This is a genomic window from Nocardia sp. CA-128927 (genome assembly GCF_050955855.1).
In the GTDB taxonomy this organism is placed as follows: Bacteria; Actinomycetota; Actinomycetes; order Mycobacteriales; family Mycobacteriaceae; genus Nocardia.
This window is the reverse complement of sequence record NZ_CP192087.1, coordinates 10,446,329-10,469,950: the sequence shown is the minus strand read 5'-3', so window position 1 is coordinate 10,469,950 and position 23,622 is coordinate 10,446,329. Positions and strand designations below refer to the sequence as shown.

General features: G+C 66.2%; 22 protein-coding genes. 11 read left to right on the top strand and 11 right to left on the bottom strand.

The window, feature by feature from the left end:
• Positions 1-31 precede the first annotated feature (31 nt).
• The 5 genes from ACQPW1_RS48605 to ACQPW1_RS48585 all read right to left on the bottom strand — a co-directional run bounded on the left by ACQPW1_RS48605 (position 32) and on the right by ACQPW1_RS48585 (position 5,765).
• Positions 32-961: a carbohydrate ABC transporter permease gene (locus ACQPW1_RS48605; RefSeq protein ID WP_433660685.1), complete on the bottom strand. Its 930-nt coding sequence runs from the start codon at positions 959-961 to the stop codon at positions 32-34.
• Between the two features lie 309 nt (positions 962-1,270).
• A complete protein-coding gene (locus tag ACQPW1_RS48600; RefSeq protein WP_433660684.1) occupies positions 1,271-2,170 on the bottom strand; it encodes a L,D-transpeptidase in 900 nt (299 codons plus the stop codon).
• A 300-nt stretch (positions 2,171-2,470) separates the two neighbouring features.
• The gene (locus tag ACQPW1_RS48595; RefSeq protein WP_433660683.1) at positions 2,471-3,859 is read right to left on the bottom strand and encodes a cytochrome P450; all 1,389 of its coding nucleotides are present in this window, start codon (positions 3,857-3,859) and stop codon (positions 2,471-2,473) included.
• Positions 3,860-3,901: 42 nt separating this feature from the next.
• On the bottom strand, positions 3,902-5,110 hold the full coding sequence (locus ACQPW1_RS48590; RefSeq protein ID WP_433665568.1) for a serine hydrolase domain-containing protein: 1,209 nt from the start codon (positions 5,108-5,110) through the stop codon (positions 3,902-3,904).
• 115 nt (positions 5,111-5,225) lie between these two features.
• Positions 5,226-5,765 carry a DUF6764 family protein gene (locus tag ACQPW1_RS48585; protein ID WP_433660682.1) on the bottom strand — a complete coding sequence of 180 codons (540 nt, stop codon included), beginning with the start codon at positions 5,763-5,765 and terminating at the stop codon, positions 5,226-5,228.
• A 231-nt stretch (positions 5,766-5,996) separates the two neighbouring features.
• Here ACQPW1_RS48585 and lppU point away from each other — a divergent pair, with 231 nt between their 5' ends.
• Complete coding sequence (gene lppU, locus ACQPW1_RS48580) at positions 5,997-6,629, top strand: LppU family putative lipoprotein (protein WP_433660681.1); 633 nt, start codon at positions 5,997-5,999, stop codon at positions 6,627-6,629.
• A gap of 60 nt (positions 6,630-6,689) precedes the next feature.
• Positions 6,690-8,141, top strand: a complete 1,452-nt coding sequence (locus ACQPW1_RS48575; RefSeq protein ID WP_433660680.1) for an MFS transporter — start codon at positions 6,690-6,692, stop codon at positions 8,139-8,141.
• A 59-nt stretch (positions 8,142-8,200) separates the two neighbouring features.
• Here ACQPW1_RS48575 and ACQPW1_RS48570 read toward each other — a convergent pair whose 3' ends face one another.
• Positions 8,201-8,875, bottom strand: coding sequence for a serine protease (locus ACQPW1_RS48570; RefSeq protein ID WP_433660679.1), 675 nt, complete (start codon positions 8,873-8,875; stop codon positions 8,201-8,203).
• A 561-nt stretch (positions 8,876-9,436) separates the two neighbouring features.
• Between ACQPW1_RS48570 and ACQPW1_RS48565 the strand changes: the two genes are divergently transcribed.
• The 9 genes from ACQPW1_RS48565 to ACQPW1_RS48525 all read left to right on the top strand — a co-directional run bounded on the left by ACQPW1_RS48565 (position 9,437) and on the right by ACQPW1_RS48525 (position 19,132).
• The gene (locus ACQPW1_RS48565; protein ID WP_433660678.1) at positions 9,437-10,255 is read left to right on the top strand and encodes an ABC transporter permease; all 819 of its coding nucleotides are present in this window, start codon (positions 9,437-9,439) and stop codon (positions 10,253-10,255) included.
• Positions 10,256-11,119, top strand: coding sequence for an ABC transporter permease (locus tag ACQPW1_RS48560; protein ID WP_433660677.1), 864 nt, complete (start codon positions 10,256-10,258; stop codon positions 11,117-11,119).
• 39 nt (positions 11,120-11,158) lie between these two features.
• Positions 11,159-12,607: an MlaD family protein gene (locus ACQPW1_RS48555; protein WP_433660676.1), complete on the top strand. Its 1,449-nt coding sequence runs from the start codon at positions 11,159-11,161 to the stop codon at positions 12,605-12,607.
• A 73-nt stretch (positions 12,608-12,680) separates the two neighbouring features.
• Positions 12,681-13,724 (top strand): MCE family protein, encoded by a 1,044-nt coding sequence (locus ACQPW1_RS48550; protein ID WP_433660675.1) that lies wholly within the window; start codon positions 12,681-12,683, stop codon positions 13,722-13,724.
• Complete coding sequence (locus ACQPW1_RS48545; RefSeq protein WP_433660674.1) at positions 13,721-14,722, top strand: MCE family protein; 1,002 nt, start codon at positions 13,721-13,723, stop codon at positions 14,720-14,722. Before ACQPW1_RS48550 ends, ACQPW1_RS48545 begins: the two co-directional genes overlap by 4 nt.
• A complete protein-coding gene (locus tag ACQPW1_RS48540) occupies positions 14,719-15,828 on the top strand; it encodes an MCE family protein (protein ID WP_433660673.1) in 1,110 nt (369 codons plus the stop codon). Before ACQPW1_RS48545 ends, ACQPW1_RS48540 begins: the two co-directional genes overlap by 4 nt.
• An 8-nt stretch (positions 15,829-15,836) precedes the next feature.
• On the top strand, positions 15,837-16,928 hold the full coding sequence (locus tag ACQPW1_RS48535; RefSeq protein ID WP_433660672.1) for an MCE family protein: 1,092 nt from the start codon (positions 15,837-15,839) through the stop codon (positions 16,926-16,928).
• On the top strand, positions 16,925-18,097 hold the full coding sequence (locus tag ACQPW1_RS48530; protein ID WP_433660671.1) for an MlaD family protein: 1,173 nt from the start codon (positions 16,925-16,927) through the stop codon (positions 18,095-18,097). Before ACQPW1_RS48535 ends, ACQPW1_RS48530 begins: the two co-directional genes overlap by 4 nt.
• A gap of 207 nt (positions 18,098-18,304) precedes the next feature.
• A complete protein-coding gene (locus ACQPW1_RS48525) occupies positions 18,305-19,132 on the top strand; it encodes a hypothetical protein (RefSeq protein WP_433660670.1) in 828 nt (275 codons plus the stop codon).
• Between the two features lie 79 nt (positions 19,133-19,211).
• Here the strand turns inward: ACQPW1_RS48525 and ACQPW1_RS48520 are convergent, their stop codons facing one another.
• The 5 genes from ACQPW1_RS48520 to ACQPW1_RS48500 form a co-directional block, all read right to left on the bottom strand.
• Positions 19,212-19,784 (bottom strand): ribonuclease H family protein, encoded by a 573-nt coding sequence (locus ACQPW1_RS48520; protein WP_433660669.1) that lies wholly within the window; start codon positions 19,782-19,784, stop codon positions 19,212-19,214.
• A gap of 10 nt (positions 19,785-19,794) precedes the next feature.
• Positions 19,795-20,265, bottom strand: coding sequence for an SRPBCC family protein (locus tag ACQPW1_RS48515; RefSeq protein ID WP_433660668.1), 471 nt, complete (start codon positions 20,263-20,265; stop codon positions 19,795-19,797).
• Positions 20,266-20,445: 180 nt separating this feature from the next.
• Complete coding sequence (gene lhgO, locus ACQPW1_RS48510) at positions 20,446-21,636, bottom strand: L-2-hydroxyglutarate oxidase (protein ID WP_433660667.1); 1,191 nt, start codon at positions 21,634-21,636, stop codon at positions 20,446-20,448.
• A 22-nt stretch (positions 21,637-21,658) separates the two neighbouring features.
• Positions 21,659-22,363, bottom strand: a complete 705-nt coding sequence (locus tag ACQPW1_RS48505; protein ID WP_433660666.1) for a hypothetical protein — start codon at positions 22,361-22,363, stop codon at positions 21,659-21,661.
• A 366-nt stretch (positions 22,364-22,729) separates the two neighbouring features.
• Positions 22,730-23,521, bottom strand: coding sequence for a TIGR03084 family metal-binding protein (locus tag ACQPW1_RS48500; RefSeq protein WP_433660665.1), 792 nt, complete (start codon positions 23,519-23,521; stop codon positions 22,730-22,732).
• Between the last annotated feature and the right edge of the window lie 101 nt (positions 23,522-23,622).

Here is a 23,622-nt window from a genome sequence, read left to right as displayed (position 1 = left end):
CTGTAGGAATCCGTTTCAGCGCCTGCGCTTTTCACTGCTCATTCCGATCCATGACGCGAACCTGCACCAGGGTGACGACCAACAGCACCACGAACATGATGGTCGCCACGGTCGCGCCGTACCCGGCGCGGAAATTACGGAAGGTTTCCTGATACACCTGATAGACCATCGTGGTTGTGCCGGTGCCGAGCGGCCCACCCCGTGTCATCACATTGATGATGTCGAAGACCTGTAACGAGTTCAGCAGCACGGTGATCGACAAGAAGAACGTGGTCGGGCGCAGCTGCGGCAGCAACACCTTGGTGAAGGTGGTCCATCGGCTGGCGCCGTCCATCTCGGCCGCCTCCATCAGCTCGGCCCGAACCCCTTGCAGCGCGGCCAGATAGATGACGAAGGCGTAGCCGAGGTTCTTCCAGATGTAGGTCACCGTCACCATGAACAGGGCCCAGCGCGGGTCCTGGTAGAAGTCCGGCACATTGTCGACGCCGATGCGGTGCAACAGATCCTGGACCAGGCCGAAGCTCGGGTCGAAGAGGAATTGGAAGGCTACGCCGATGGCGGCGCCGGAGATGACGAACGGCGCGAAGATCGCCGAGCGGACCACGTTGCGGCCGAACAGCTTCCGGTCGAGCAGCAGGGCAAGCGCCAAACCGAGCACCATGCTGCCGACCACTGCCGCCAGGGTGAACACCACCGTGTTGGTGACGACGTCCCAGGAGTCCGACCGCCCCCACCATTCCCGGTAGTTGTCGAACCCGATGTAGGTGACCGCAGCGTCGGAGATATTCCAGTCGGTGAACGAGAGTCGAATGTTGTCGAGCAACGGCCGATAGACGAACAGCGTCAGCAGCGCGAGATTCGGTACCACGAGCACTAAGAAGAGCGCGTAATCCTGCCAGGGCCGGTTCCGCAAACCGCGTCCGCGCGGTTGGGGTAGTACTCGTTCCGGCTTCGCTCGCACGTCGCGCACTCTACGGACGGGGGCAAACAACCGGTTAACGCTATCCGTAGGGACGCTGAACTTCTCGAGCACGCGCCCAGTGAATCAAAAGCCCAGGGGCTCGATCGGCATTTTGCCGCAATTGATCATAAAGTGCTCAACGGTTGCCTAATCGACGATCGAGTTACCCACGTGCGCAACGTGACTGCTGATTTCGTGCGCACATGGGTAACTCGTCGGGTACCGGCTAACTCATCCGCTACCCAACCGTCGGCCGCCAACGCAACTGTTGGCGCACCTAGGTCTGGCCTGAATTCGCGGAGAGGCGGGCTAGTTCCAGTCTCCGGCGAGGCCGTCGCTGGTGCCGATCGAGCCGCCCTTGGTGTTCTCGATGACCACCGGGTCACCCTTGCGTGAGTTCTCCATGAACCACTTGGCGTTCTCGGTGCTCACGTTGAGGCAGCCGTGGCTGGAGTTGGAGTTGCCCTGCTGGCCGACCGACCACGGCGCGGCGTGTACGAAGATGCCGCTGTTGGAGATGCGGGTCGCGTACTCGACCTCGAGCTTGTAGCCCTCGGGGTCGGTGGTCGGCACCCCGTAGGTGGACGAATCCATGATCATCTTGCGCAGCTGCTCGCCGACGACGTAGGTGCCGTTCGGGGTCTCGTGCTTGGTCTTGCCCATCGAGGTCGGCATCGTCTTCACCACCTCACCGTTGCGGGTGATGGTGATGGTGTGCGTGTTGTCGTCGGCGGTGCTGACGAACGCGTCGCCGATCCGGAAGGCGCTGCGCGTGCCGCCCGCCTCGACCTGCACGTCGGTGTTGTCCGGCCAGAACTCGTTCGGCCGCCAGCGCACCTGCTTGTCGCCGCGCCAGTAGAAGTGGCCCGGCGCGGCCTTCGCCGAGGTGATCTTGATGAACTTCTCGGCGGCGCCGTGATCGGGCACCGGGTCCTTGAAGTTGATGATGATCGGCTGGGCGACGCCGACCTCTTCGCCGTCGGCGATGTTGATCGACGGCGGTGCGAAGTTCGGCTGCTGCGGCGCCGGGTCCTGCGCGGAACCGGCGGAACCGGAGCCGAACGGGAACGGCTCGGCGCCGGCGGGCGCGACCAGCAGGACGCCCGCCGCGAGCGTCGCGGACAACAGGGCGCCGGCCCGCAGCCTGCGGGTTAGCTGGGCTCCCCTGCGGTGGGCGGGTAGCGACCCGGTGTGCGAAGCGACATGCATAGGTTTCTCGTCCATTCCATCTCTCGGCGCACCCGCGCAGACGCGCACGTGTCACGAGATCTCTCATCGGCGTGAAGTGGGCAGAGCTCACCCCACGGGTATTGACGGCCCGACCCCCATCCTTCTTACCGTCCCGGTGCGGCCCGAAGCCAGTTGCGTTTCAAAATGATTCGTTCATACCGCTCGGTGTGGTAGCCGTCACATAACCTGCGGGCAGTCGTTCGGTTCCCCGGAAGGTACCGGTCACGTCGGCGAGTCCGGTGTGTGGATCGATGCCGCAGGTAGGTCGCTATGCCGGTGTTACCAAACGCGTTCGTGATGTAAATCACTCTCGATGTCGAACAGAATGGGGCGATGCGGACCGGTTGCTATGTTGTGCGGCACCGACATTGGCGCACGGCCGTTCGCATCGCGCGGGGCCAGTCGCAGCCGCACTCGGCTCACGATGGTAGCCAACGCGATTCGCAGTTCGTAGTCCGCCAGCGAGGCGCCGATGCAGCGCCGATGCCCACCGCCGTAGGGCGCGAACTCGAACGGTCCGTACTTGCGCTCGATGAACCGCTCCGGCTGGAATCGTTGCGGGTCGGACCACACTTGCGGATCCGAGTGCAGCAACGGCACCGCGACCCCCATCGTGTCGCCCGCCGCCAATGCCACGCCGCGCAGCGTGCACGGCGCGGTCAACCGGCGCACCACGATGGGCACCGCGGGGTGCAGGCGCAGCGTCTCCTGACACACGGCGTCCAGATAGGGCAGACCCGCCAGCTCGACCGGTCCGACCTCGGGTCCGGCCGCACGCAACTCCGCGCGCAGCCGTGCCAGGGTGGCCGGCTCGCGGTGCAGGTGGAACAGTGCCCAGACCAGCGTCGTCGCCGTGGTCTCGTGCCCGGCGACCAGCAGCGTGCGCAGTTGCTCGCACAGATCGTCGTCGGTGATCGCGGTGCCGTCGTCGTAGCGCGTGCTCAGCAACATGCCGAGAATGTCGGTGGTCAGGCCGCCGCTGCCGGTCCGCCGGTGCGCGATGTCGTCGAGGATCAACCGATCCAGCCGAGCGCGGGCCGCCACGAACCGATCCCACGGCGCCTGCCCGAACAACCCGTGCCGCAACAGCGGCAGCAGCATCAGCGGTCCGGAGAACGTGGTGAGGAATTCGCCGACCGCCGCGGTGTATTCGGCCCGCCGCTCGTGGCTGTCCACCCCGAACACCGCCTCCAGGATCACCCGCAGCGTGATCGCCCGCGCCGCCGCCCGCGAGTCGATGCGGACACCCGGCCGCCACGCCTGGCCGGTGCCGCCCGCGATCTCTTCGAGCACCGAGTCCCGGATGATCTCCCCGTACGCGCGGATCCGCGCACCGTGGAAGGCAGGCGCGAGCAGCGCCCGATCGCGACGATGGCGCTCACCCGAGGCCAGGATCAGCGACGCCGTGCCGACCAGCGGCTCGATCGGATTCGGCCGCGGCGGTTCGAGCGCGTCTACCGGCGCGCGGAACAGCTCGCGCGCACCCGCGGCCGTGCCGGTGAACAGCGCCGACCCGAAGCCGGGGAAGCGCACGAAGAACGGATCGCCCTCGCGCGCCCGGCGCCAGCGGAAGTACCGCTCGAAATCGATGCCCGCGGCCAGCGCGTGCAGCACGACCAGCCGCGGTGCCCGCGGCGCGGCGACCGGCTCGGCTGTGCCCACGTCCATATCTATAGGTACGAAGTCACCACGCCGTGGGTTCGACGCGAGCTAGGAATCGGTCTCGTCGACGACCACCGTGGGCTTTGCTCTACGCACCGTGTTTCTCGCGGTCGCCGCCAGCCGGGCCAGTCGGGCGTCGCCGAGCGCGGTCACCGCGTTGCCGAGCCGGTTGGTGACGAAGGCGATCGACATGCCGAGCTCCGGATCGGCGTACGCGCCCGACCCGCCGACGCCGTAGTGGCCGAACGCCTTTCGCGGCTGCTGCTTGGACATCAGCACCGGGCGGTGATATCCGAGGGTGAACCGCAGCGGCAGCCCGAGCACGTAATCCCGGCTCTCCGCGGGCTGCACCTGGTTGATCGTCCCGATCGTCTCCGGCCGCAGGAACTGCACGGTCTCGCCGCCGTTGCGCGGCACGAAGACCCGGCCTTCGTTGGCCAGCGCCCCATACATCCTGGCCAGCGCCCGCGCCGAGAACACGCCGTTCCAGCCCGGCATCACCGCATCGTGCACCCGCGGATCGCGGACCAGCTCGTCGAAGCTCTCCGGCATGCCCGCCTCGGCCAGCCCGCGAATCGGGCGCACCCAGGACAGCACCGACGAGGCGGTGTTCCAGCGGATGCCCGGCGGGCTCAGGTGCGGGAAGATCTTGGCGATCCGATAGCGCTCGGATTCCGGTACCCGGAACCAGAATTCGTCGAGGCCCAGCGGCTCGGCGATCTCCCTGCGCACCACGTCGATGAACGGGTCACCGGTGACCCGCTGCACGATCTCGGCGACCAGCCAGCCGAAGGTGATCGCGTGATAGCCCGAGGTGCGGATGCGGCGCGGGTCCGGCGGGCTGTCGGCCAGCGCCCGGATCACGGCGTCGTAGTCGAGGATGCCCTCGCGGCCGGGCACCAGGCCGCGCACCCGATGCAGCCCGGCGCGATGCGAGAGCACATCGCGCACGGTGATGTCGTCCTTGCCGTGCGCGGCGAATTCCGGCCAGTACCGGGCGACCGGCGCGTCGTAGTCGATCAGGCCGCGTTCGGCCAGCCGGTGCACCACGGTGGAGGCGACGCCCTTGCCGGTGGAGAAGGTCAGCGCGACGGTGTCGCCGTTCCAGCGCCGATCCTTACCGGCCCAGCCGCCCCAGATGTCCACCACGGGCTTGCCGTCGAGATAGACGGCCAGTGCCCCGCCACCGCGGTTCGGCTGGGTGAACATGCCGAAGAATTGGTCGGCCAGGCGGATGAACCGCGGGTCGACCAGCATCTCTTTGGGCGCGGCGAGCTTGCCGTCCGCCGGGTCGGCGGCGTCGAAGCCGCCCGTTGCCGTTGCCGTTGCCATGGGGTCACCTCCTGACCACCGATCGCGGGGTGCGCGTTCCTCAGGGTAGCTGGTGCACCGGGGTCTGCCAGCGGCCGAAGGGCGTGCTCAGGCAGGTGTCGCCGGTCCGCGAATTCCACGCGAAGGCCCCGCCGCCGAGGCACACCACCGTGCGATCGGCGGTCTGCGCGCCTGCTCGCGATCCGTCGAGCGCCACCGACAGCGCGACGATCGGCACCCCGGGGCTCCGCGAAACCTCGTTGCTGTCAATCGAACTCAAGGCGATCGCGTCCTGACCGACGCCGATCGCGATCGGCATCCCGCCGGCCCCTTCGCTGGCGCCGACCCCACCGGCCATGCCGACGCCGACCGCCATCGCCCCCGCGGTGGCGTTCGCATAGCCGACACCGTCGATGCCCAGCGATTTCGCCCGGCCGACCGGGTCGGTAGCGGCGCGGCATGCGGTGCGCCCGTCGATGACTGTGATGTCCGTCCCGTTTTCCGAAGTGCAATGCACATCGGTAGCTGACGCGACAGCAGGAAGCACGAGAGAAGTAATAATCGCGGCGGCCGAACAGACGATCGCGCTGATCAGCTTCACCGGCAACTCCTCTCCAACTCTGAAACCCCACTGTACTCAGATCGGTTGCTGGAACCTCGATTCCAAAGAGCGCTTGCGAGTCGCGAATGCGCGAGGCCGCACGGTCGAGTCGACGTGTGCGCGTTCCATGGTGTATGCATGGCGTGTATTTCAAGCGCAGCTACGTTTTGTTTACTTCGGATTCTTACGGGGGCGTGAGTTCGGAGCGTTACAGCTCGGGAGGACTGTTACGTGTCTGGTCAACTGACCTGGGGTCGTGTCGCGTTTACGACATTCGTCGCGGCGGCCGCACTATCACTGGTCGGCTGTAGTTCCACCGTCAGCGGCCACGCACAGCCCGCAGTGAACAACGGCACCGTCGATGCCGTCTCGGTCACCAGCACGCCGAAGCCGTCGTCGGGCAAGCCATCCGGTCGGCCGACCACCGGCAAGCCGACGCCGACCAGCAAGGGCGGCGACACCGACTTCCAGGCCAACGAGGGCGATTGCGTCACGCTCGGCGGCACCACGTCGAACGCCACCATCGCGAAGGCGTCCTGCGGTAGTCGCGCGGCGAACTACAAGGTGATCGGCAAGGCGGCGAAGAGCACGCAGTGCGTGAGCGACGCCGACAACTACTACGCCGAGACCCTCAACGGCATCGAGCAGGGCGCGTACTGCCTGGACATCGACTGGGTCGTCGGCGGCTGCATGGACGTCGGCGGGGACGATCCCAAGCGGATCGACTGCATCGGGGCGTCGCCGGTCAAGGGCGTCAAGGTGGTCAAGCGGGTGGACGGTGCCAACGATGTCAACGTCTGCGGCAGCGGCACCGGATACGTCTACGAGCAGCGCCACTTCGTCGTCTGTGTGCAGGAGATCTGACACTTTCCGCCGAGCGGTGAACTCCCCTGAATCCGGATATCGGGCAGCTAAGTTGAGTCGGTGAGCACGACTGATCTTCCCCGGCTGAAATCGACCACCGGCCGCTGGATTCTGCTGGCGACCATCCTCGGATCGTCGGTGGCCTCGCTCGATGCCACCGTGGTGAACATCGCGCTGCCGCGGATCGGGGAGTCGCTGGACACCGACGTGGCCGGGCTGCAGTGGACGTTGAACGGGTACACGCTGACGCTGGCCTCGTTCATCCTGCTCGGCGGCTCGCTCGGCGACCGCCTCGGCAGGCGCAAGGTGTTCGTCTGGGGCACCATCGGTTTCGCCGCCGCCTCGGTGCTGTGCGGCGCCGCGCTGAACATCGAGATGCTGGTGTTCGCGCGCATCCTGCAGGGCGTCGCGGGCGCCATGCTGACGCCGGGCAGTCTCGCGCTGATCTCCTCGTCCATCGATCGGCGCGATCAGGGCGCGGCGATCGGCCTGTGGTCGGGCTTCGGCGGGGTGGCCGGCGCGTTCGGCCCGTTCCTCGGCGGCTGGCTGATCGAGCTGGCCGGCTGGCGCTCCATCTTCTTCATCAATGTGCCGCTCACCCTCGTGGTGGTGCTCGTCGCGCTGAAACATGTGCCGGAGAGCCATGATCCGAATGCCAAGGCGCGGCTGGACGTACCGGGCGCGGTGCTGGTCGCGCTCGCGCTCGGCGCGCTGACCTTCGGTTTGATCGAGACCATGCCGCTGCTGATCGTGGCGGGGGTGCTGCTGCTCGCCGCGTTCGTGGTGATCGAGATGCGCAGCGACCATCCGCTGGTGCCGCCGGTGCTGTTCGCCTCCCGGGTGTTCACCGCGGCGAACCTGGTCACCCTCGCGGTCTACGCGGCGCTCGGCGGCGTCTTCTTCCTGCTCATCCTGGAATTGCAGCTGGTGGCCGGGTATTCACCGCTGATGTCGGGCGTGGCCACGGTGCCGATCACGCTGATCATGCTGGTGCTCTCGGCGCCCGCCGGTCGCTGGGCGCAAATGCACGGGCCGCGCATTCCGATGACGGTCGGCCCGCTGCTCGCCGCGGTCGGCCTGGTGCTGCTGCTGCGGATCGGGCCGGACACCGCGTACTTCACCGATGTGCTGCCCGGCGTGCTCGTCTTCGGCTTCGGCCTCGCGGCGCTGGTCGCCCCGCTGACCGGTGCCGTGCTCGGCGCGGTGCCGTCCAGCGAGGCGGGTATCGCGTCCGGGGTGAACAACGCCGTCGCGCGGACCGCACAGCTGCTCGCCGTCGCGGCACTGCCCGGCCTGGCCGGAATCTCCGGTGCCCTCGGCGATCCGGTCGCCTTCAATCATGGCTTCGGCACCGCGATGTGGATCTGTGTCGGTCTGTTGATCGCCGGTGCGGTACTCGCGGCGGCACTGCTGCGGCAGCCGCGTCGTCCCGCCACCTTGGACAGCGTCGACTGCATGCCGCAGTGCGCGGTGGCCGGGCCCGCGCTCGCACCTGTCCACAACGAGAAATGAGCGGGTGAGCCGGTTCGAAAACCGGGCACCCGCTCATTTCGCCTGTCTGGTGGAGACCGTTATATAGGCATGTAACCGGCGCCAACGCCGCCGCGGGCGTTGATGTCGTCGATGATCGTGCTCATATTGGTGCCGACCTCGGGACCGAAGCAGGCCATGGCGAGGTAGGCGTTCACCATGCCGACCAGGGTGGAGCCGATGACGACCGGCGCACCGGAATCGCCCTCGACGACACACATCTGGCTCCAGGTCTCCATGTTCGACCCGAAGACGTCGCCCCAGCTGATGCCGCAGGTGTTGCCGGTGGTGCGGCCTTCTTTGCACACGATGTTCGGGAACGCCGCGGGTGCGCCGAGCCCGGTGATGGTGACATTGCCGATCCGGTTCACCGGCACGATCTTGCCGGGCTCGAACTGGATGACGGCGTAATCCAGATCGTGGTTGGAATACACGAATCGGCCGATCACGCCTGCGCCACGGTTGGACTCAGCGAACACCTCGGCGCCGGGATCACCGCAGTGGCCCGCGGTCAGGCCGACGAGCCGCCCGGCGTTGTCGTGGCCGACGGTGGTTACGGTGCACTCGAATTGGTTGTCGATGACGATGCCGGAACCGCCGCCAACGACCGGCGGGCCGGGGTCGGCCTGAGCGGCCCCCGCGCCCGTCCCGAGTAGCGCCGCACCGAGGGCTACGGCGAAGGCGGCGTTGGCCACCTTGGCGAGTTTGCTGAACATGTCCCTCCAGACGTCGGAAGCCCGCACGATATCAATCTGTCGCACCCATCGTGTCAGTATTCGGGCCCGGGCGCGTCATCTACTGCGGGGTGTCCACGGCGGGCGAGCCTTAACCCCATTTTCGACATAAGAGCCATTATGTCTCTTATTTGTAATAATAGCGACCGGCTATCAGAATGGCCGCCGCCCTGTTCGAGTTTGTACCCGAACAGTAGTACAGCCGGTTCTGTTCGGTTCCGGAAACAAATGCGATTTTGAATGAACTCTTTCCGAATAAATTGCCGTGATGATCATGTGGGGGCGGTGGATTCACCCAGTTGACCTGTAACTTGTTCCAGCAGAACCCCCCGCTGTTTTGGGCTGTGACCCAATGCTGGTGGCCTGCGTCATACCGTTTAGAGCACAGTGACCGAGGTCTATGACTGCAATCACACGAGGGTGGTGTGTTCTGGCTTACTACGTAGTAAGGTGCGTCAAGCAAACAAGTCGTCGGGGCAGCCAACCGGCGTCGAGAGGGGTTAGCCAGTGCAGTCGACCAAGAGTCCTCCAACAGGATCACGGATGAGTGATGCGGTCGATTGGACCAAGGGTTACTGGGCCGACCATCCGAAGGCTTCGCTGGAGACCTTCGGCCGCCAGATCACCATGGGGATCGCCGCTGTCGCCGAACTGTTCATCGCAATCTTTCGGCGCCGCTTCCCTTTCCGTGAGTTCGTCCGTCAGTGTGCGTTCATGGCCAGCGTCTCGGCGGCACCCACACTGCTGGTCGCCGTGCCGATCGGTGTCATCGTATCGATCCAGGTCGGCTCGATCGCCGGGCAGGTCGGCGCGACCTCGTTCATCGGCGCGGCCAACGGCCTCGGCATCATTCAGCAGGGCGCTCCCCTCGTCACCTCGCTGATGATCGCCGGCGCGGTCGGCTCCGCGGTGTGCGCCGATCTCGGCTCGCGCACCATCCGGGAAGAGATCGACGCGATGAAGGTGATGGGCGTCGATCCGATGCGCAGGCTGGTCGCCCCCCGGCTCGGCGCGGCGATGCTGGTCAGTGTGCTGCTCTGTGGCTTCGTCGTTTTTGTCGGATTCTTGACCGGTTACATCTTCAATATCTTCGCGCAGAACGGAACGCCGGGTTCCTACATCGGCACGTTCTCCTCGTTCGCGGTTACTACCGATCTCTTTGTCGCACTGGTCAAATCGCTGATTTTCGGGCTACTCGCCGCAATCATCGCCTGCGACAACGGATTGAACGCTCGTGGTGGCCCCGGTGGCGTGGCCAACGCGGTGAATTCCGCGGTGGTGAGTTCCGCCATCATGTTGTTCGGCGTGAATCTCGTCATCACCCAGGTGTACAACGCACTGTTCCCGTCACAGGTGGTCTGAGTGTCGTCGACATATGTTCCCCCGCTGCTGCGGCCGTTCCAGCAGCTTCGCAAAACCGCGAACGCGCCGGTCGATATGCTCGCCAAGCTGGGCCACCAGGTGTTCTTCCTGTTGCGCTCGATCGGCTCGATCCCGTTGGCGCTCAAGCACTATCCCAAGGAAGTGTGGCGGCTGCTCTCCGACGTCTCCTGGGGCAACGGGAATCTGGTCGTCGGCGGTGGCACCATCGGCGTGGTGGTCATCCTCAGCGCGTTCGGCGGGATGACCGTCGGCATCCAGGGTTACAACTCGCTGAATCTGTTGGGGCTCAGCCCGATCACCGGCGCCATCTCCGCCTTCGCCACCACGCGTGAGCTCGGCCCGCTGCTCGCGACGATCGCCTTCGCCGCACAGGCCGGCTGCCGGTTCACCGCGCAACTGGGCGCCATGCGCATCTCCGAGGAGATCGACGCGCTGGAGTCCATCGCGATCCGGCCGCTGCCGTACCTGATCAGCACCCGGATGTTCGCGGCGATGGTCGCGATCATCCCGCTGTACTGCCTCGGCCTGGCCATGGCCTACATCTCCTGCTCGCTCACCGTGCAGCTGATCGGCGGCACCGCCAGCGGTACCTACCAGCACTACTTCTACCAATTCCTGGTGCCGACGGACGTGATCTACTCGCTGCTCAAGGCGATCCTGTTCGTCGCGATCACCACCTTCATCCAGTGCTACTACGGCTTCTTCGCCTCCGGCGGACCGGAAGGCGTCGGCGTCGCGGCCGGCCGGGCGATCAAGGTGTGCATCATCGCGGTCGTCTTCGCGAACCTGTTCATGACTTTGGCGATCTGGGGCATCAACCCCGGCATCAGGATCTCGGGGTAGCACCAGATGATCATCGATCCCAGTGGGCGTGGACCCACGATGCGTCAGTTGCTTGTCGCGGGCCTGGCCGGGCTGATCGTGCTCGCGCTGGTACTCGGCTTCCTGACGCTGCGGTACCAGGGCTACTTCGTCGAGAAGGTGAACGTCACCGCGAACCTCACCACCACCGGTGACGGGCTGCCCTCGCAGGCCGACGTCAAGTTCCGCGGTGTGCTGGTCGGCGCGGTCAAGGACGTCGAGGTCGCGGCCAAGGGCGAGCTGCAGAAGGTGCAGATCGAGGTGAAGCCGGAGTTCGCCAAGGGCGTGCCCGCCAACGTCACCGCCCGGGTGGTGCCGAGCAACCTGTTCGCCGTCACCTCGGTCGAACTGGTCTTCAACGGCCCCGCCGACCAGTACCTGCACGAGGGCTCGATCATCGAGGAAGACCGCAGCAAGGGCACGCTCGCGCTGCAGGACACGCTCACCACGGTGCGCAACATCCTCGACCGGATCGACCCGGTGCAGTTCGGCCGCGTGGTCGGCACGCTGTCCCAGGCGCTGGACGGCAGCGGCCGGATGCCGGGCTCGACCATCGAGCGGTTCGACCACTGGCTGCAGTCGGTCGACGACTCGATCCCGAACCTCGGCGTGATGCTCGGCGACTTCTCCAGCTCGTTCCACGCGCTCAACGAATCCTCGCCGGAACTGCTCGACGTGCTCGGCACCTCGGTGCAGACCGCACGCACCATCGCCGATAGGCGCAGCGAGCTGGTCGCGCTGATCACCGGGACGAGCAGCACGGTCGACATCGTGAACGATCTGTTCGCCCGCAACGGCGACGTGGGCAAGCAGGTCACCGCGGGCACCAGCGACATGTTCGGCGCGGTCGCCGCGGATCCCAACGCGATCACCCAGACGATCCTGAATCTCAGCGAAACGACCAAGCGGATGGACTCCACCTTCACCTGGGGTCCGCAGCATCAGCAGCGATGGGACGCGGGCATCACGCTCACCCCGTACAAGCCGTACACGGTGGCCGACTGCCCACGCTACGGCGAGCTGGCCGGACCGAGCTGTGCCACCGCGCCCGCGGTGAACGAGCTGCCGCCGCTGCCGGACAACCTGAAGCCGAGGGCGCTCGACTCGGCGGCCGGACTGCCGCCGGTGGTGCCGATGCCAGGGCTGCCGGTGATTCCGGGCGTCACCACGCCGGACTCGCGCCCCGCCGATGCGCTCGTGCCGCGCGCGCCGCGGCCGTTCGCGGGCACCCCGCTCGAGGGTCTGTTCCCGATGCTGCCCGGCCTCGGGCAACCTGCTCCGGCGCCCGCCCCGGCGCCGGGACCGGTGGCTCCGGCAGGCACACCGTCCGCGGGCGAGATCTCCTACCAGGGTGACGCGGCAATCGCGACCTTGCTCGGCCGCAAGCCGACAACCGCCGAATATCTGCTGCTGAGCTCGATTTTGAAGGGCGGGACCATGCACGTGGCCGAAAAGCGGGTAGGCCCATGAGTGAGCGAAGCGAACGAATCATGTGCCAGTGCGCCATGCGCATGACGGAACCGAGCGTCAGCGAGGTGGAGTCATGAGCATTCGTAAACCGCTGATCGGGTTCGGTATCTTCGCGATCGTTTCGATTCTCGTCACGGTTGTCGTATGGAATACGTTGGCGCGCATCGTTAATGGTGACACCAACACCTATTCGGCGACCTTCTCCGACGTGCTCGGTTTGCACGAAGGTGACGACGTGCGAATGGCGGGTGTCCGGGTCGGCAAGATCGAGAAGATCGAGCTGGACCGGGACGCGAAGTCGAAAAAGCAAGTGGCCAAGGTGACTTTCATCGTGCAGCGGGAGCAAACGCTGTTCGATGACACCAAAGCCCTTGTCCGCTACCAGAATCTGATCGGCCAGCGCTATGTGGCATTGGCGCCGGGCAAGTCGTCCAGCCCGGCGCAGCTGAAGAACAACGCGTCGATCCCGCTGGACCGGACCGAGCCGTCGTTCGACGTTTCGGGCTTGCTCAACGGTTTTCAGCCGCTGTTCCAGGCGCTGCAGCCCGAGCAGGTGAACCGCCTCTCCGAGACCTTCATCCAGGCGTTGCAGGGTGACGGAGTCTCGTTGAGCGCGTTCATCGTTCAGGCCGCACAGCTGGCCACCGACTTCCAGCGGCGGGATGCGATCCTGTCCGATGTGATCTCCAACCTTTCCGGCGTGATGGCGGGGTTGGCCAGACGAGGTGATGAATTGGAGACCCTGGTGACCCAGACCCGGGCCTTGATCGGCGGGTTGTACGAGCAGGGCCAGTCGCTGCAGACCTCGACGGTGCAGATCGCCAACGCGACCAGCTCGCTGGTCGGCATGGTCGGTCAGATCCAGCCGAAGCTGCAGACCGCGCAGAACTCCACCAGCGCGGCGCTGACGCTGCTGCTGGCCAACGGCGCCAAGCTGGATCAGGCCGCGATCGACCTGCCCAACCTGCTGTCGGCCGCGGGCAGACACACCTCGGAGGGCGGTTACGCCAACGCCTATCTCTGCGGCTTGGACGTCTCGCTCTACGGCGTGCTGTTCCCGCGCGGGCTGTTCTCGCAGATCGGTGGCACTTCGCACTCGGCGGTGTGCCGCCCATGATGACGAAACTGCGGGCAAGGTTCGCCGCCAACCGCTACTTCTGGCTCGGCATCCTCGGTGGTGCCCTGATCGTGGTGCTGCTGCTCGCGTCCGGCCTGGTCAAGCTGGTCGGCGTCGGCGAGCAGACGATCAAGGCCGAGTTCGTGCAGGCCGCCGGGATCAAGGTCGGCGACCGGGTCAACGTCGCGGGCGTGACCAGTGGCCGGGTGGACGGCGCGAAGCTCGAGGGTGACCACGTGCTGCTGACGCTGAGCGTCGACAACGGCGTAAAGCTCGGCCCCGACGCGCACGCCTCGATCAAGATGGCCACGTTGCTCGGCGCCAGGTACGTCGACCTGGACCCCGGCGACGGCTCCGGCCTGAAGGGCGGCCGAATCCCGGTGTCCAACACTGCGGTTCCGTACAACCTGGCCGACGTGGTGCAGGAGGGCACGCCGAAGTTCGAGGCCCTCGACACCAAGAAGCTGTCCGAGTCGCTGAACCTGATCAACCAGCAGATGGGCGATTCGCCGCAGCTGATGGCGCAGGCGCTGGACAGCGTCGGCGCGCTGGCCAAGGTGATGGACACCCGCAAGGCCGAGGTCGACAGCCTGCTCAAGGATCTGAATCGGGTCACCCAGATTCTCGGCGACAACCGCAACAGCGTGCTGCTGGTGATCACCCAGGGCGAGGCCATCGCGAACCGGGTGATGGAACGCCAGGGTCTGCTGCGTCAGCTGCTCGACAATGTCGCGTCGCTGACCAGGCAGTTGCAGGAGATCGGCGCGCAGAACGACAACCAGCTCGGCCCGACCATCCAGCAGCTGAACACGATGTCCGCAGGCTTGCAGAAGAACAAGGACAACCTCGATCGACTGCTCTCGCTGATGCCGCCGACGGTGCGCTACCTGGCGAACTCGTGGGGTGGCAACGGACCGTACGGCAGCGTCGGGCTGCCGTGGATCTTCCCGGACAACTGGCTGTGCTTCGCCCAAGTAGTAGAGGGGTGCCAGGGATGACCTTCCCCACCGCCGCCAAGGTAAAGACCCTGGCCAAGATGCTCGTGGTCAGCGCCGCCGCGCTCACCATCGGCAGCTGCTCGCTGGTGCCGTCTTCGGTCAACAACGCGCTCGGCCAGACGATTCAGGTCACCGCGGACTTCGAGAACATCGCGGGCATCTTCGAGGGCAACCCGATCACCGTGCTCGGCCTCGACGTGGGCAAGGTCGAGAAGATCGTGCCCAAGGGCACCTTCGTCGAGGTGCACCTGTCGATCAACAATGACGTGAAGATCCCGAAAGACGCGATGGCCGCGATCATCTCGCCGTCCATCGTCACCGACCGGCACGTCGAGCTGACCCCCGTCTACACCAAGGGCGACACCCTGGCCGACGGCGCGCACCTGCCGCTGGCGAAGACCAAGACGCCGGTCGAACTCGACACGATGATCAAGACCATCGATCAGTTCGCCGCCGCGCTCAAGCCGGAACCGGGCACCGAAGGCATCGGCCCGCTCTCCGGCCGGGTGCTCTACCCGATGGTGAACGGCAACGGCGAGAAGATGCGCGACACCCTCAACGCGCTGTCCGGCGCGCTGAAGGTCGGCGTGGACAACAAGGACGCGGTCTCCAACATCATCATCAAGCTCAACGAGCTGACCACGATGCTGGCCGACAACGACCAGTCGGTGCGCGACTTCAGCAACCGGATGACCCAGATGACCGGCCTGCTCGCCGATCAGTCCCCCGGCCTGGCGGCGACGCTGAATCAGATCAACGACTTCCTGGCCAACACCAGCACCACCCTCGCGCAGCATCAGGACGAGCTGGCGGGCAGCCTGGCCGGCTTGACCAATGTCACCCAGCAGCTGCGCGACAACGCCTACGGCATCACCGAAATCGTCGACGTCGCGCCGATGGTCTTCCAGAACGTCGACAACATCATGAACCGCGAACACGGCTACGTCCGGCTGAGCGCACTCATCGGCACCACGCTGAGCGGCGAGCTGATCAGCCTGTTCTGCGAGCGCATCCAGATGAAGGCAGACGGTTGCCGCACCGGAAACATGCACGACTTCGGACCCGACTACGGCCTTACCGCAGCGCTGCTCGGACTGACGAAATGACGTACCGAATGACGATCAAGGCACGCCGCGCGCTGATCGCGGTCGCGGCGGTTGCGGGTGTCGGCATCACCTCGGGCTGTGGTCTCACGGTGGAGAAGCTGCCGTTGCCCAAGCCCGGTGTTTCCGGCGAAACCTATACCGTGCATGCGGTATTCGAGAACGCGCTGAACTTGCCGGACCAGGCGAAGGTGAAGATCGGTGGCTCGGATGTCGGGGTGGTCTCCAACATCAAGACCAAGAACTTCCAGGCGGTCGTCGACCTGACGATCAGCAAGGACATCGAGCTGCCCAAGGACAGCACCGCCGAACTGCGCCAGGCCACGCCACTCGGTGACGTGTTCGTCGCGGTGTCCAAGCCGAAGACCGAACCGGGCACGCAGGTACTGCGCAACGGCGACACCCTCGGTCTGGACAAGACTTCGGCGGGTGCGACTGTCGAGCAGTTGCTGATCTCGATCTCCATGCTGTTCAACGGTGGTGGCGTCGCGAGCCTGAGCAAGCTGACCTCGGAGCTGGATTCGATCGTCGGCGGGCGCGGCGGTCAGTTGTCGCATCTGATCACCGAAATGACCGGGGTGGTCGGCAGTTTGAACGACAACTCCGCCAAGGTCGACGGTGTGCTCAACGAATTCGGCGCGCTGGCCAACACCATCGAGGCCCGCCGTGGTGAGCTCGGTCAGGTGGCCGACACGTTGCCGCAGATGATCGGCGCGATCGCCGAGAACAACAGGGCTATCGGCGATCTGCTGACGAAGTTGTCGACCACCAGTGCCGCGCTCGGTGACTACTCCGATACCTCCGGTCAGCAGTTGGGCAGCCTGCTCGACAACACCCACCAGCTGATGGACGCGCTGGCCAACACCGGAGACAACCTGGGCATCCTGCTCGATCGGTTCCGGGAGATACGCCCCAAGGTGGACAACACCTTCCGCGGCGGCAGCTTCGCCGTCTACGCCACCGCGACCAATCTCGACCTCAGCGCGCTGACCGATCCGCAGCACGGCGGATTCCAGGATCTGCGCGACCTACAGGATTTCGCGGGCAGCCTGATCCAGGTGCTGCAGATCGTGCAGAACCGAGTGCAGGGGGGCCACCGATGATGGCGAAACTGATGCAGCACAAGCTGGTGCTGTCGAGCATCGGCCTGGTGCTGGTGTTCCTGATCGGCGCCACCTACCTGATGATCAGCATCATGCGGGTCAACCCGTTGAAGTCCAGTTACACCGTCACGGTGAACCTGGACCGCTCGGGCGGTCTGCAGCCCGGCAACGATGTGACCCTGCGCGGCTACCGGGTCGGCAAGGTGACCTCGATCAAGCTGACCGATCGCGGGCAGGCCATCGCCGCGGCGGCGGAGATCGAGAGCAAGTACAAGATCCCGGTGGACACCGCGATCTCGGTGCAGGCCCTCTCCGGTGCCGGCGAGCAGTACATCGACTTCCGGCCGGGCAGCGATCAGGCGCCGTTCCTCGGCGACGGCGCGGTGATCAAATACGACGCGGCGAAGATCAAGACACCGACCCCGATCTGGTCGGTGCTGGACAACTCCAGCGCGTTGATCGCGCAGGTCGATCCGGACAAGTTCGGCGTCATCCTGCGCGAGCTGGACACCGCGCTCAGCGGTGGCCCGGATCAGTTGCGCGGCATGGTGAACGGCATCAGCCTGGCCATGGCCGGCTTCGACAGTCTGCTGCCGCAGACCACGAACCTGATCGCCAACCTGCGCACCATCGCCAACACCACCTCCAACGCCCAGCCCGACCTCGGCACCCTCACCCGCAATTCCGGCGCGCTGTTCACCCAGTTCAACAACGCCAACGCCGAGCTGCAGGGCATTCTCGAGCAGGCGCCGGGACAGCTGAGCAGCCTGGGCGCGGTGCTCGACAAGACCAGCGATCCGATCACCAGCCTGGCGACCAACTTCGCGGCCATGACGAAGGCCGCGCAGCTGCGCCTGCCCGCGTTGCGCGCGCTGTTCCCGTCGCTCGCGCTCGGCGCGTCCGCGCTGGGCGTGCCCGCGCACGAAGGCGAATTCCACGCGATCATCGACATCTGGCCGCGGCCGTACTGCACCTACAACACGCCGATGATCCGCAACGAAGTCGTCCAGGACGGCACGATTCCCAAGTGGAACTACTGCGAGAACACGCCTCCTGGCCTGGAAATCCGTGGTGCGGCGAACGCGCCGCGACCCGATGTGCCGAACAACGGCGCGCAGATGCCACCCGGTGTGGATCCGAACGAGCGGACCCTGCCCCCGGTGCGGTGAGTTGCCCCAGCGGCGTGAGCATCAGGCCCGGAGGAGGCAGCGCAGTGTCACCACGGAGGGCCCGTGAACGCCGCAGTTGGATACCGCCCCGCGGCGAAACCGTGGGTCCGGGCATACTCGCCGAGAGAACGCGTACGGTTCGCCCGAGATGCGGGCCCGTCAGTCGATCGGTGCGCCCGCGCGCCGGGAAAGTGCAGGTTTGTATCGATGTCCACCGACGACGCCGACACCAACAAAGAGACCACTGAGGACGCCTCGGTGACCGAGGGTGGCGCGGCCGACAAGGCCGAGGACGCCACCGCGGCGAAGCCGGAACTGTCGAAGGCCGATGCCGAGCCGGCGAAGGCAGACAAGGTAGCGGCCGACAAGGTCGACAAGGTAGCGCCGAAGACCGATCTCGGTAAGGACGCGGGCAGTCCGGCTGCCCCGGGCCGGTCCGCCTCGGTTCCGCTGATCGCCGCGTTCGTGGCCGGCGTGCTCGCGGTGGCGGCGATCACCGCGGTGGTCGTGTTCTTCCTGCAGGGCAAGGACCGCGGCGAAAAGCTCGACGCGATCCGGGATTCCACGCAGGCCGCCTGCACCTTCGGCAAGGACGTGTCGGTCTACGACTACACGAAGAACCTCGACGACTACTTCACCAAGGTGAAGTCCGGTGCGAGCGGCGAATTCCTCAAGGAGTTCGACGACGCGACCAAGGCGCTCAAGGACGCCATGGTGCAGGCGCAGGTGAAGTCCTGGGTCGACGACGTGCAGTGTGGTTACCAGTCCGGTGACAAGACCGAGGCGAAGGTGCTCGTCACGCTTACCCAGTACCGGACCAACTTCACCCAGACGACGCCGGAGCGGCAGTTCGTCGTGGTGATCGCGCAGTTGACGAAGTCCGGCGACAAGTGGCTGGTCGAGAAGCTCGATTCGCCGATGCTCAAGGGTGCGGGTACCGGCCTGCCCGGTGCTCCTGCCCCGGGTGCGCCCGCGCCGGGCGGAACGCCCGCTCCGGGTGGGCAGCCCGCGCCTGCCCCGCAGCCGGGCAACTAGCAACGAGTGCCTCCGGCGGTGGGCCGAGCCACCACCGCCGGAGGTCATTCAGGCAGTCAGTCTTCTTGTCTCCGACGGATCAGAACAGTGTCAGAGTCTGCGGCGCCGACGGCGCGGCCACCTTCCCCGCGGCCTGGTCGATCGGCGCTTCCGGCGCCGCCGGCGTTTCTTCCACAGTCACCGCGGGGATTTCCGCGGTGTTCGCCTCGGCGACGGCCGCTGTCGCGGCAGCCTTCCGAGCCGCCTCACCGGCAAGCGCGTCGGCCTGCTCGTTGAAGTAGTTGCCGACATGTCCACGGACCCAACGGAACCGGACGGGGCCGGGCCTGCTGGCGATCGCTTTGTCGATCTGCCGGATGAGTTCCACGTTCTTGACCGCGCCACCGGTGGAGGTGCGCCAGCCGTTGACCCGCCAGCTGGAAATCCATTCCGATGCGCACTTGATCGCGTAGAGCGAATCGCTTTCGATCAGGAGGGGTTCGGCGCCGGGATGGCCGAGAATCGCCTCCAGTACCGCGCGTAGCTCCGCGACCTGGTTGGTGCCGGACGGGCCGCCACCGCTCGATGAGGAGCCCTGATGATTGACCCAAGCCCAGCCGATGGCGCCGCCGGGGTTGCGGAGGCAGGATCCGTCGGTGCTCACGATGATCATGGCTGGCACCCTACGCAATCCGACCGACAAGATCGGTACCGTGGAATTCTTCTATCTCCCTTCGCAATTGGGACTCGGTGCGGCGGAGCGCCGATTTCACGGCGGAATCCACCAGACCGACACAGAGGCGCCCCAGCAAGCCATGCGGGGGGCTGTACTCCGCCTCGGACGTCAGCACCGACCGCCCGTATCCGAGCGGATCGAAGCGCAGCGTCAGGGTCCCGGACAAACGCCCACGCAGCGTATACCCGATCACCACGTTGCGACGATATTCGGTAACCTCGCATGTCATCGTCGGCCGCCAGAACACCAGGCGAGCGGTGGTCGTGAAGATCGCGCCGAGGCCGGCGTCGAGTTCGCCGGTCGGCTCGAAATCGGCGACCGCGAACATCCAATCCGGTACGAACAGATGGTTGTCCGTATAAGTAAAGGCCACCTCGACCGGTGCCCCGACGTCACTCGCGTACTTGATGTGGCCCATAGGCCCTCCCTGTTCCACGACTGGCGTTAAAAGTACTACAGCTCTCCTCTTTATTGGAGGGGTTGCGCGGTATTTGGTCTGCCGGTTTTCCACATTGCTACCGGGCGGTTGCTTGGTTGCTCGTCGCCGGTCAGTAGCTGTATTAGACCGGTCGGTCTTGTCCTGGCGTGCATTGTCGACTCACAGTTGATCGACGATGTGCTCCGCGATCGGCATGGCGGAGGTGGCCGCGGGAGACGGTGCGTTGAGGACATGCACGGACCGCGGGGTGCGTTCGATCATGAAGTCGTGCACCAGGGTTCCGTCGCGCATTACCGCCTGCGCGCGGATGCCCGCCTCGCGTGGCCGCAGATCGGCGAGGGTCAGCTCGGGACAGTACCGTCGGCATTCGGCCAGATAGCCGCGCTTGAACAGCGAATTGCGCAGTTCCCGCAGTCCGGTCCGCACGTTCGCGGCGGCCACCCGGTGTACGCCGGGGAAACCGAGCACCGCGCGCGCGTCCTTGGCGTCGAAACTGCCCTTGCGATATCCCTCCCTGGCCAGCCCGAGTACCGCGTTCGGGCCGACGGTGAGTGCGCCATCGATGGTCGGACTCAGGTGCACGCCGAGGAACGGCAGCGTGGGATCGGGGATCGGATAGATCAGCGTGCGCACCAGCCCGGCGCGCTCCGGCGGCAATTGGTAGTACTCGCCGCGGAACGGGACGATTCGGAAATCGTTGCGCAGACCAGCCATTCGAGCCAGTCGATCCGCCTGTAGCCCCGCGCACACCACCAGAGTGCGGGCCGTCCACGATCCCGTTGGACCGGCCGCGGTGACCGTGGCGTCGGTCTCGGCGATCGAGGTGATCTCGGCGCCGAATACCAGTTGCCCGCCCGCCGACCTGACCTCCTCGGCCAGTGCGGTGGTGATCGCGGTGTAGTCGACGATGCCGGTGTCCGGCACGAACAATGCGCCGACACCGTTCACTTTCGGTTCGCGCCGACGGAGTTCGGCGGCGTCGAGCAGTTCGACGGCGACACCGTTGGTGACCGAACGCTCGTGTAATGCCAGCATCCTGCGCTGCTCGGGCGCGTCGGTGGCGACCAGCAGCTTGCCGCACACCTCGAACGGAATCCCGTGCGCCGCAGCGAATTTCTTGGTCCAGTTGGCCCCGCGTCGGCACAGCCGGGCCTTCAGGCTGTCCGGCGGATAGTAGATGCCCGAATGGATGACGCCGCTGTTGTGCCCGGTCTGGTGGGTGGCCAGCGCCGCGGCCTTCTCCAGCAGCACGAGGGTCGCGCCGGGGTGGCGGTCCAGTATCCGATGCGCCGTCGCCACCCCGACGATGCCACCGCCGATCACACAGAAGTCGTACGTACTGTTCGGCATACCGAGAACAGTAGGCCGAGGGTTAAACCGTCACGGTCGGTTCCGCGCCGCGATGCGTGCTCGCACCGGGCGCGGTCGCCGGATCCGTCGCGGTCGTTTCGGGCGCCGTGGTCGACACGCTCTTGTCCGGCGCGGGTTTCGGGTTCGGCGCCGGGTTCCGGCTGAGCCGCAGATCGTGGTCGCCGAGGGTCGGGTCGGTCAGCATCAGCACCACTTCCCCACTGCGCGTGTCGAATTCGGTGCGCAACTGGGTGACGCCCGCAGCGGTCGCGCGGTCGTCGGGCTGGTGGCCGGTCAACACGGTCAAGGCGTTGGTGCCCACGGTGATCGCGATCGTATCGGTGCGTACGGTGCCCACCTGCGCGTCGACGTAGGCATCGCCGAGCCGCAGCTTCGCGCCGACGGTGCTCGGGTGCGGTATGAACGCCGAATCGGGGTGTGAGTCCGCCGCTTTCGGGGTCGGCACGACAACATCGTGCGGATGCCGGGCGAATACCGCGGGCAACTCGAAGTGGCCGCCGGTCAGCACGGTGTCCGCCCATCCGGCATCGCCCGTCGAGTCCTCGACGGCTTGCGCGGGCGGTGCGGCGTGGTCGGCGGGCCGGTTGAGCTCGGCCATCTGGTGCACGATGTACGAGCCCGCGACCACGGTGAGGCTGAGGCTGGCGGCACCCGCGAGGACGATCGCGGCGTGCCGAGCGATCTGGACATGCTTGTTTCTGGTCACGATGCGTTCCTTCCCTGCTCCCTGGCAGCGCGGCCCGCATCGTTGAAAGCCGTACGGTTGTCCAGGTTACGGCGCGGCCGTGCGGGGTATCGCACCGGGGAGAGCAGGATCACAATCCGCAGCGGGTCGGTCGGCGAAGCGTCGCCCAATCCGCGGGGTCGTTTATGTTTCCGGCACCTCAAGGGCGGGTAAATAACTGTCTAGCTGGCGAGCTTCATCCTCGACTGCCACATCGAGACACCCGGCCAACGGCGTCCGGCCGACACGAACGGCGCACCCAAGGTGGCGCTCGCCAGCTCCCGAATCATTGGATCGGGCCGGGTGCCGGCGACGGCCGGATGTTCGCATTCGGTCGTCGCTGCCGTTTCAGGCGAACTGACCCGCCGCGCGCCCCGCTCCGGTCGGTCCCGCGAAAGCCTGTGCGAGGGTGAGCCATTCTGCCGCGTCCTGGCCGATCGTCTCGATCACGAGGTCGTCGGGATGGCGGCGCTGAGTCACCAGCAGGCAGAAGTCGAGGGCCGAGCCGGTCACCCGTTGTTCCGCGTCCTCGGGTCCCCACGACCAGATGGTGCCGTCGGGTGCGCTGAGTTCGACCCGGAATTCGGCTGCGGGCGGCGTCTTTCCGTGCACGGTGTAGGCGAAGTTCCTGGTCCGCACGCCGATGTGGGCCACGGTGCGCAGCCGCGCGGTGGGGGTGCGGGTGATGCCGAGGGCGTCGGCGACGTCCTGGCCGTGTGCCCAGGTTTCCATGATGCGGGCGGTGATCATGGAGGCCGCGCTCATCGGCGGGCCGAACCACGGCAGCTTGCTGCCCGCGGGCACGGTGCGCAACGCGTCGGTGAGCGCCTTCTGGCCGCGATGCCACCGGTCGAGCAGGTCCGCGGGCGGCACGGTCGATGCCTCCTCGGCGGCCTCGTCGACGAAGGTCAGCGCTTTGGGCCCGGCCTCGGTCACCAGTCGCTGGAATTCCGCGGCATCGGCGGCTGCGAGCGTCGCGACCTCGTCGGTCCAGGCCAGATGGCCGATCTGATGGGCGATGGTCCAGCCGGGCGCGGGGGTCGCGAGCGCCCAGTCGGCCGCGGCCAGCGGGGTGACGATACGTTCCAGATCCGCGCATTCTTCGGCGAAGTCGTCGAGCAGCGCTTCCAGGTCAGCCATGTTCCCTTGCCGATCAGTCGAACGCACACCACCGCGTGTGCCGTCGCGGTTCAGCATCGCAGTGCCCACAGAAAGATGCAAGCACGCGTGCTTGTATTTGA

Excerpts from the sequence above, each read along its gene's own strand:
- ACQPW1_RS48520 (WP_433660669.1), bottom strand. The coding sequence starts at position 19,784 with ATGATCATCGTGAGCACCGACGGATCCTGCCTCCGCAACCCCGGCGGC.
- ACQPW1_RS48550 (WP_433660675.1), top strand. The coding sequence starts at position 12,681 with ATGAGCATTCGTAAACCGCTGATCGGGTTCGGTATCTTCGCGATCGTT.
- ACQPW1_RS48515 (WP_433660668.1), bottom strand. The coding sequence starts at position 20,265 with ATGGGCCACATCAAGTACGCGAGTGACGTCGGGGCACCGGTCGAGGTG.
- ACQPW1_RS48530 (WP_433660671.1), top strand. The coding sequence starts at position 16,925 with ATGATGGCGAAACTGATGCAGCACAAGCTGGTGCTGTCGAGCATCGGC.
- ACQPW1_RS48525 (WP_433660670.1), top strand. The coding sequence starts at position 18,305 with ATGTCCACCGACGACGCCGACACCAACAAAGAGACCACTGAGGACGCC.
- ACQPW1_RS48555 (WP_433660676.1), top strand. The coding sequence starts at position 11,159 with ATGCGTCAGTTGCTTGTCGCGGGCCTGGCCGGGCTGATCGTGCTCGCG.
- ACQPW1_RS48595 (WP_433660683.1), bottom strand. The coding sequence starts at position 3,859 with ATGGACGTGGGCACAGCCGAGCCGGTCGCCGCGCCGCGGGCACCGCGG.
- ACQPW1_RS48590 (WP_433665568.1), bottom strand. The coding sequence starts at position 5,110 with ATGCTGGTCGACCCGCGGTTCATCCGCCTGGCCGACCAATTCTTCGGC.
- lhgO (WP_433660667.1), bottom strand. The coding sequence starts at position 21,636 with ATGCCGAACAGTACGTACGACTTCTGTGTGATCGGCGGTGGCATCGTC.
- ACQPW1_RS48570 (WP_433660679.1), bottom strand. The coding sequence starts at position 8,875 with ATGTTCAGCAAACTCGCCAAGGTGGCCAACGCCGCCTTCGCCGTAGCC.
- ACQPW1_RS48600 (WP_433660684.1), bottom strand. The coding sequence starts at position 2,170 with ATGCATGTCGCTTCGCACACCGGGTCGCTACCCGCCCACCGCAGGGGA.
- ACQPW1_RS48535 (WP_433660672.1), top strand. The coding sequence starts at position 15,837 with ATGACGATCAAGGCACGCCGCGCGCTGATCGCGGTCGCGGCGGTTGCG.
- ACQPW1_RS48545 (WP_433660674.1), top strand. The coding sequence starts at position 13,721 with ATGATGACGAAACTGCGGGCAAGGTTCGCCGCCAACCGCTACTTCTGG.
- ACQPW1_RS48500 (WP_433660665.1), bottom strand. The coding sequence starts at position 23,521 with ATGGCTGACCTGGAAGCGCTGCTCGACGACTTCGCCGAAGAATGCGCG.
- ACQPW1_RS48565 (WP_433660678.1), top strand. The coding sequence starts at position 9,437 with ATGAGTGATGCGGTCGATTGGACCAAGGGTTACTGGGCCGACCATCCG.
- ACQPW1_RS48540 (WP_433660673.1), top strand. The coding sequence starts at position 14,719 with ATGACCTTCCCCACCGCCGCCAAGGTAAAGACCCTGGCCAAGATGCTC.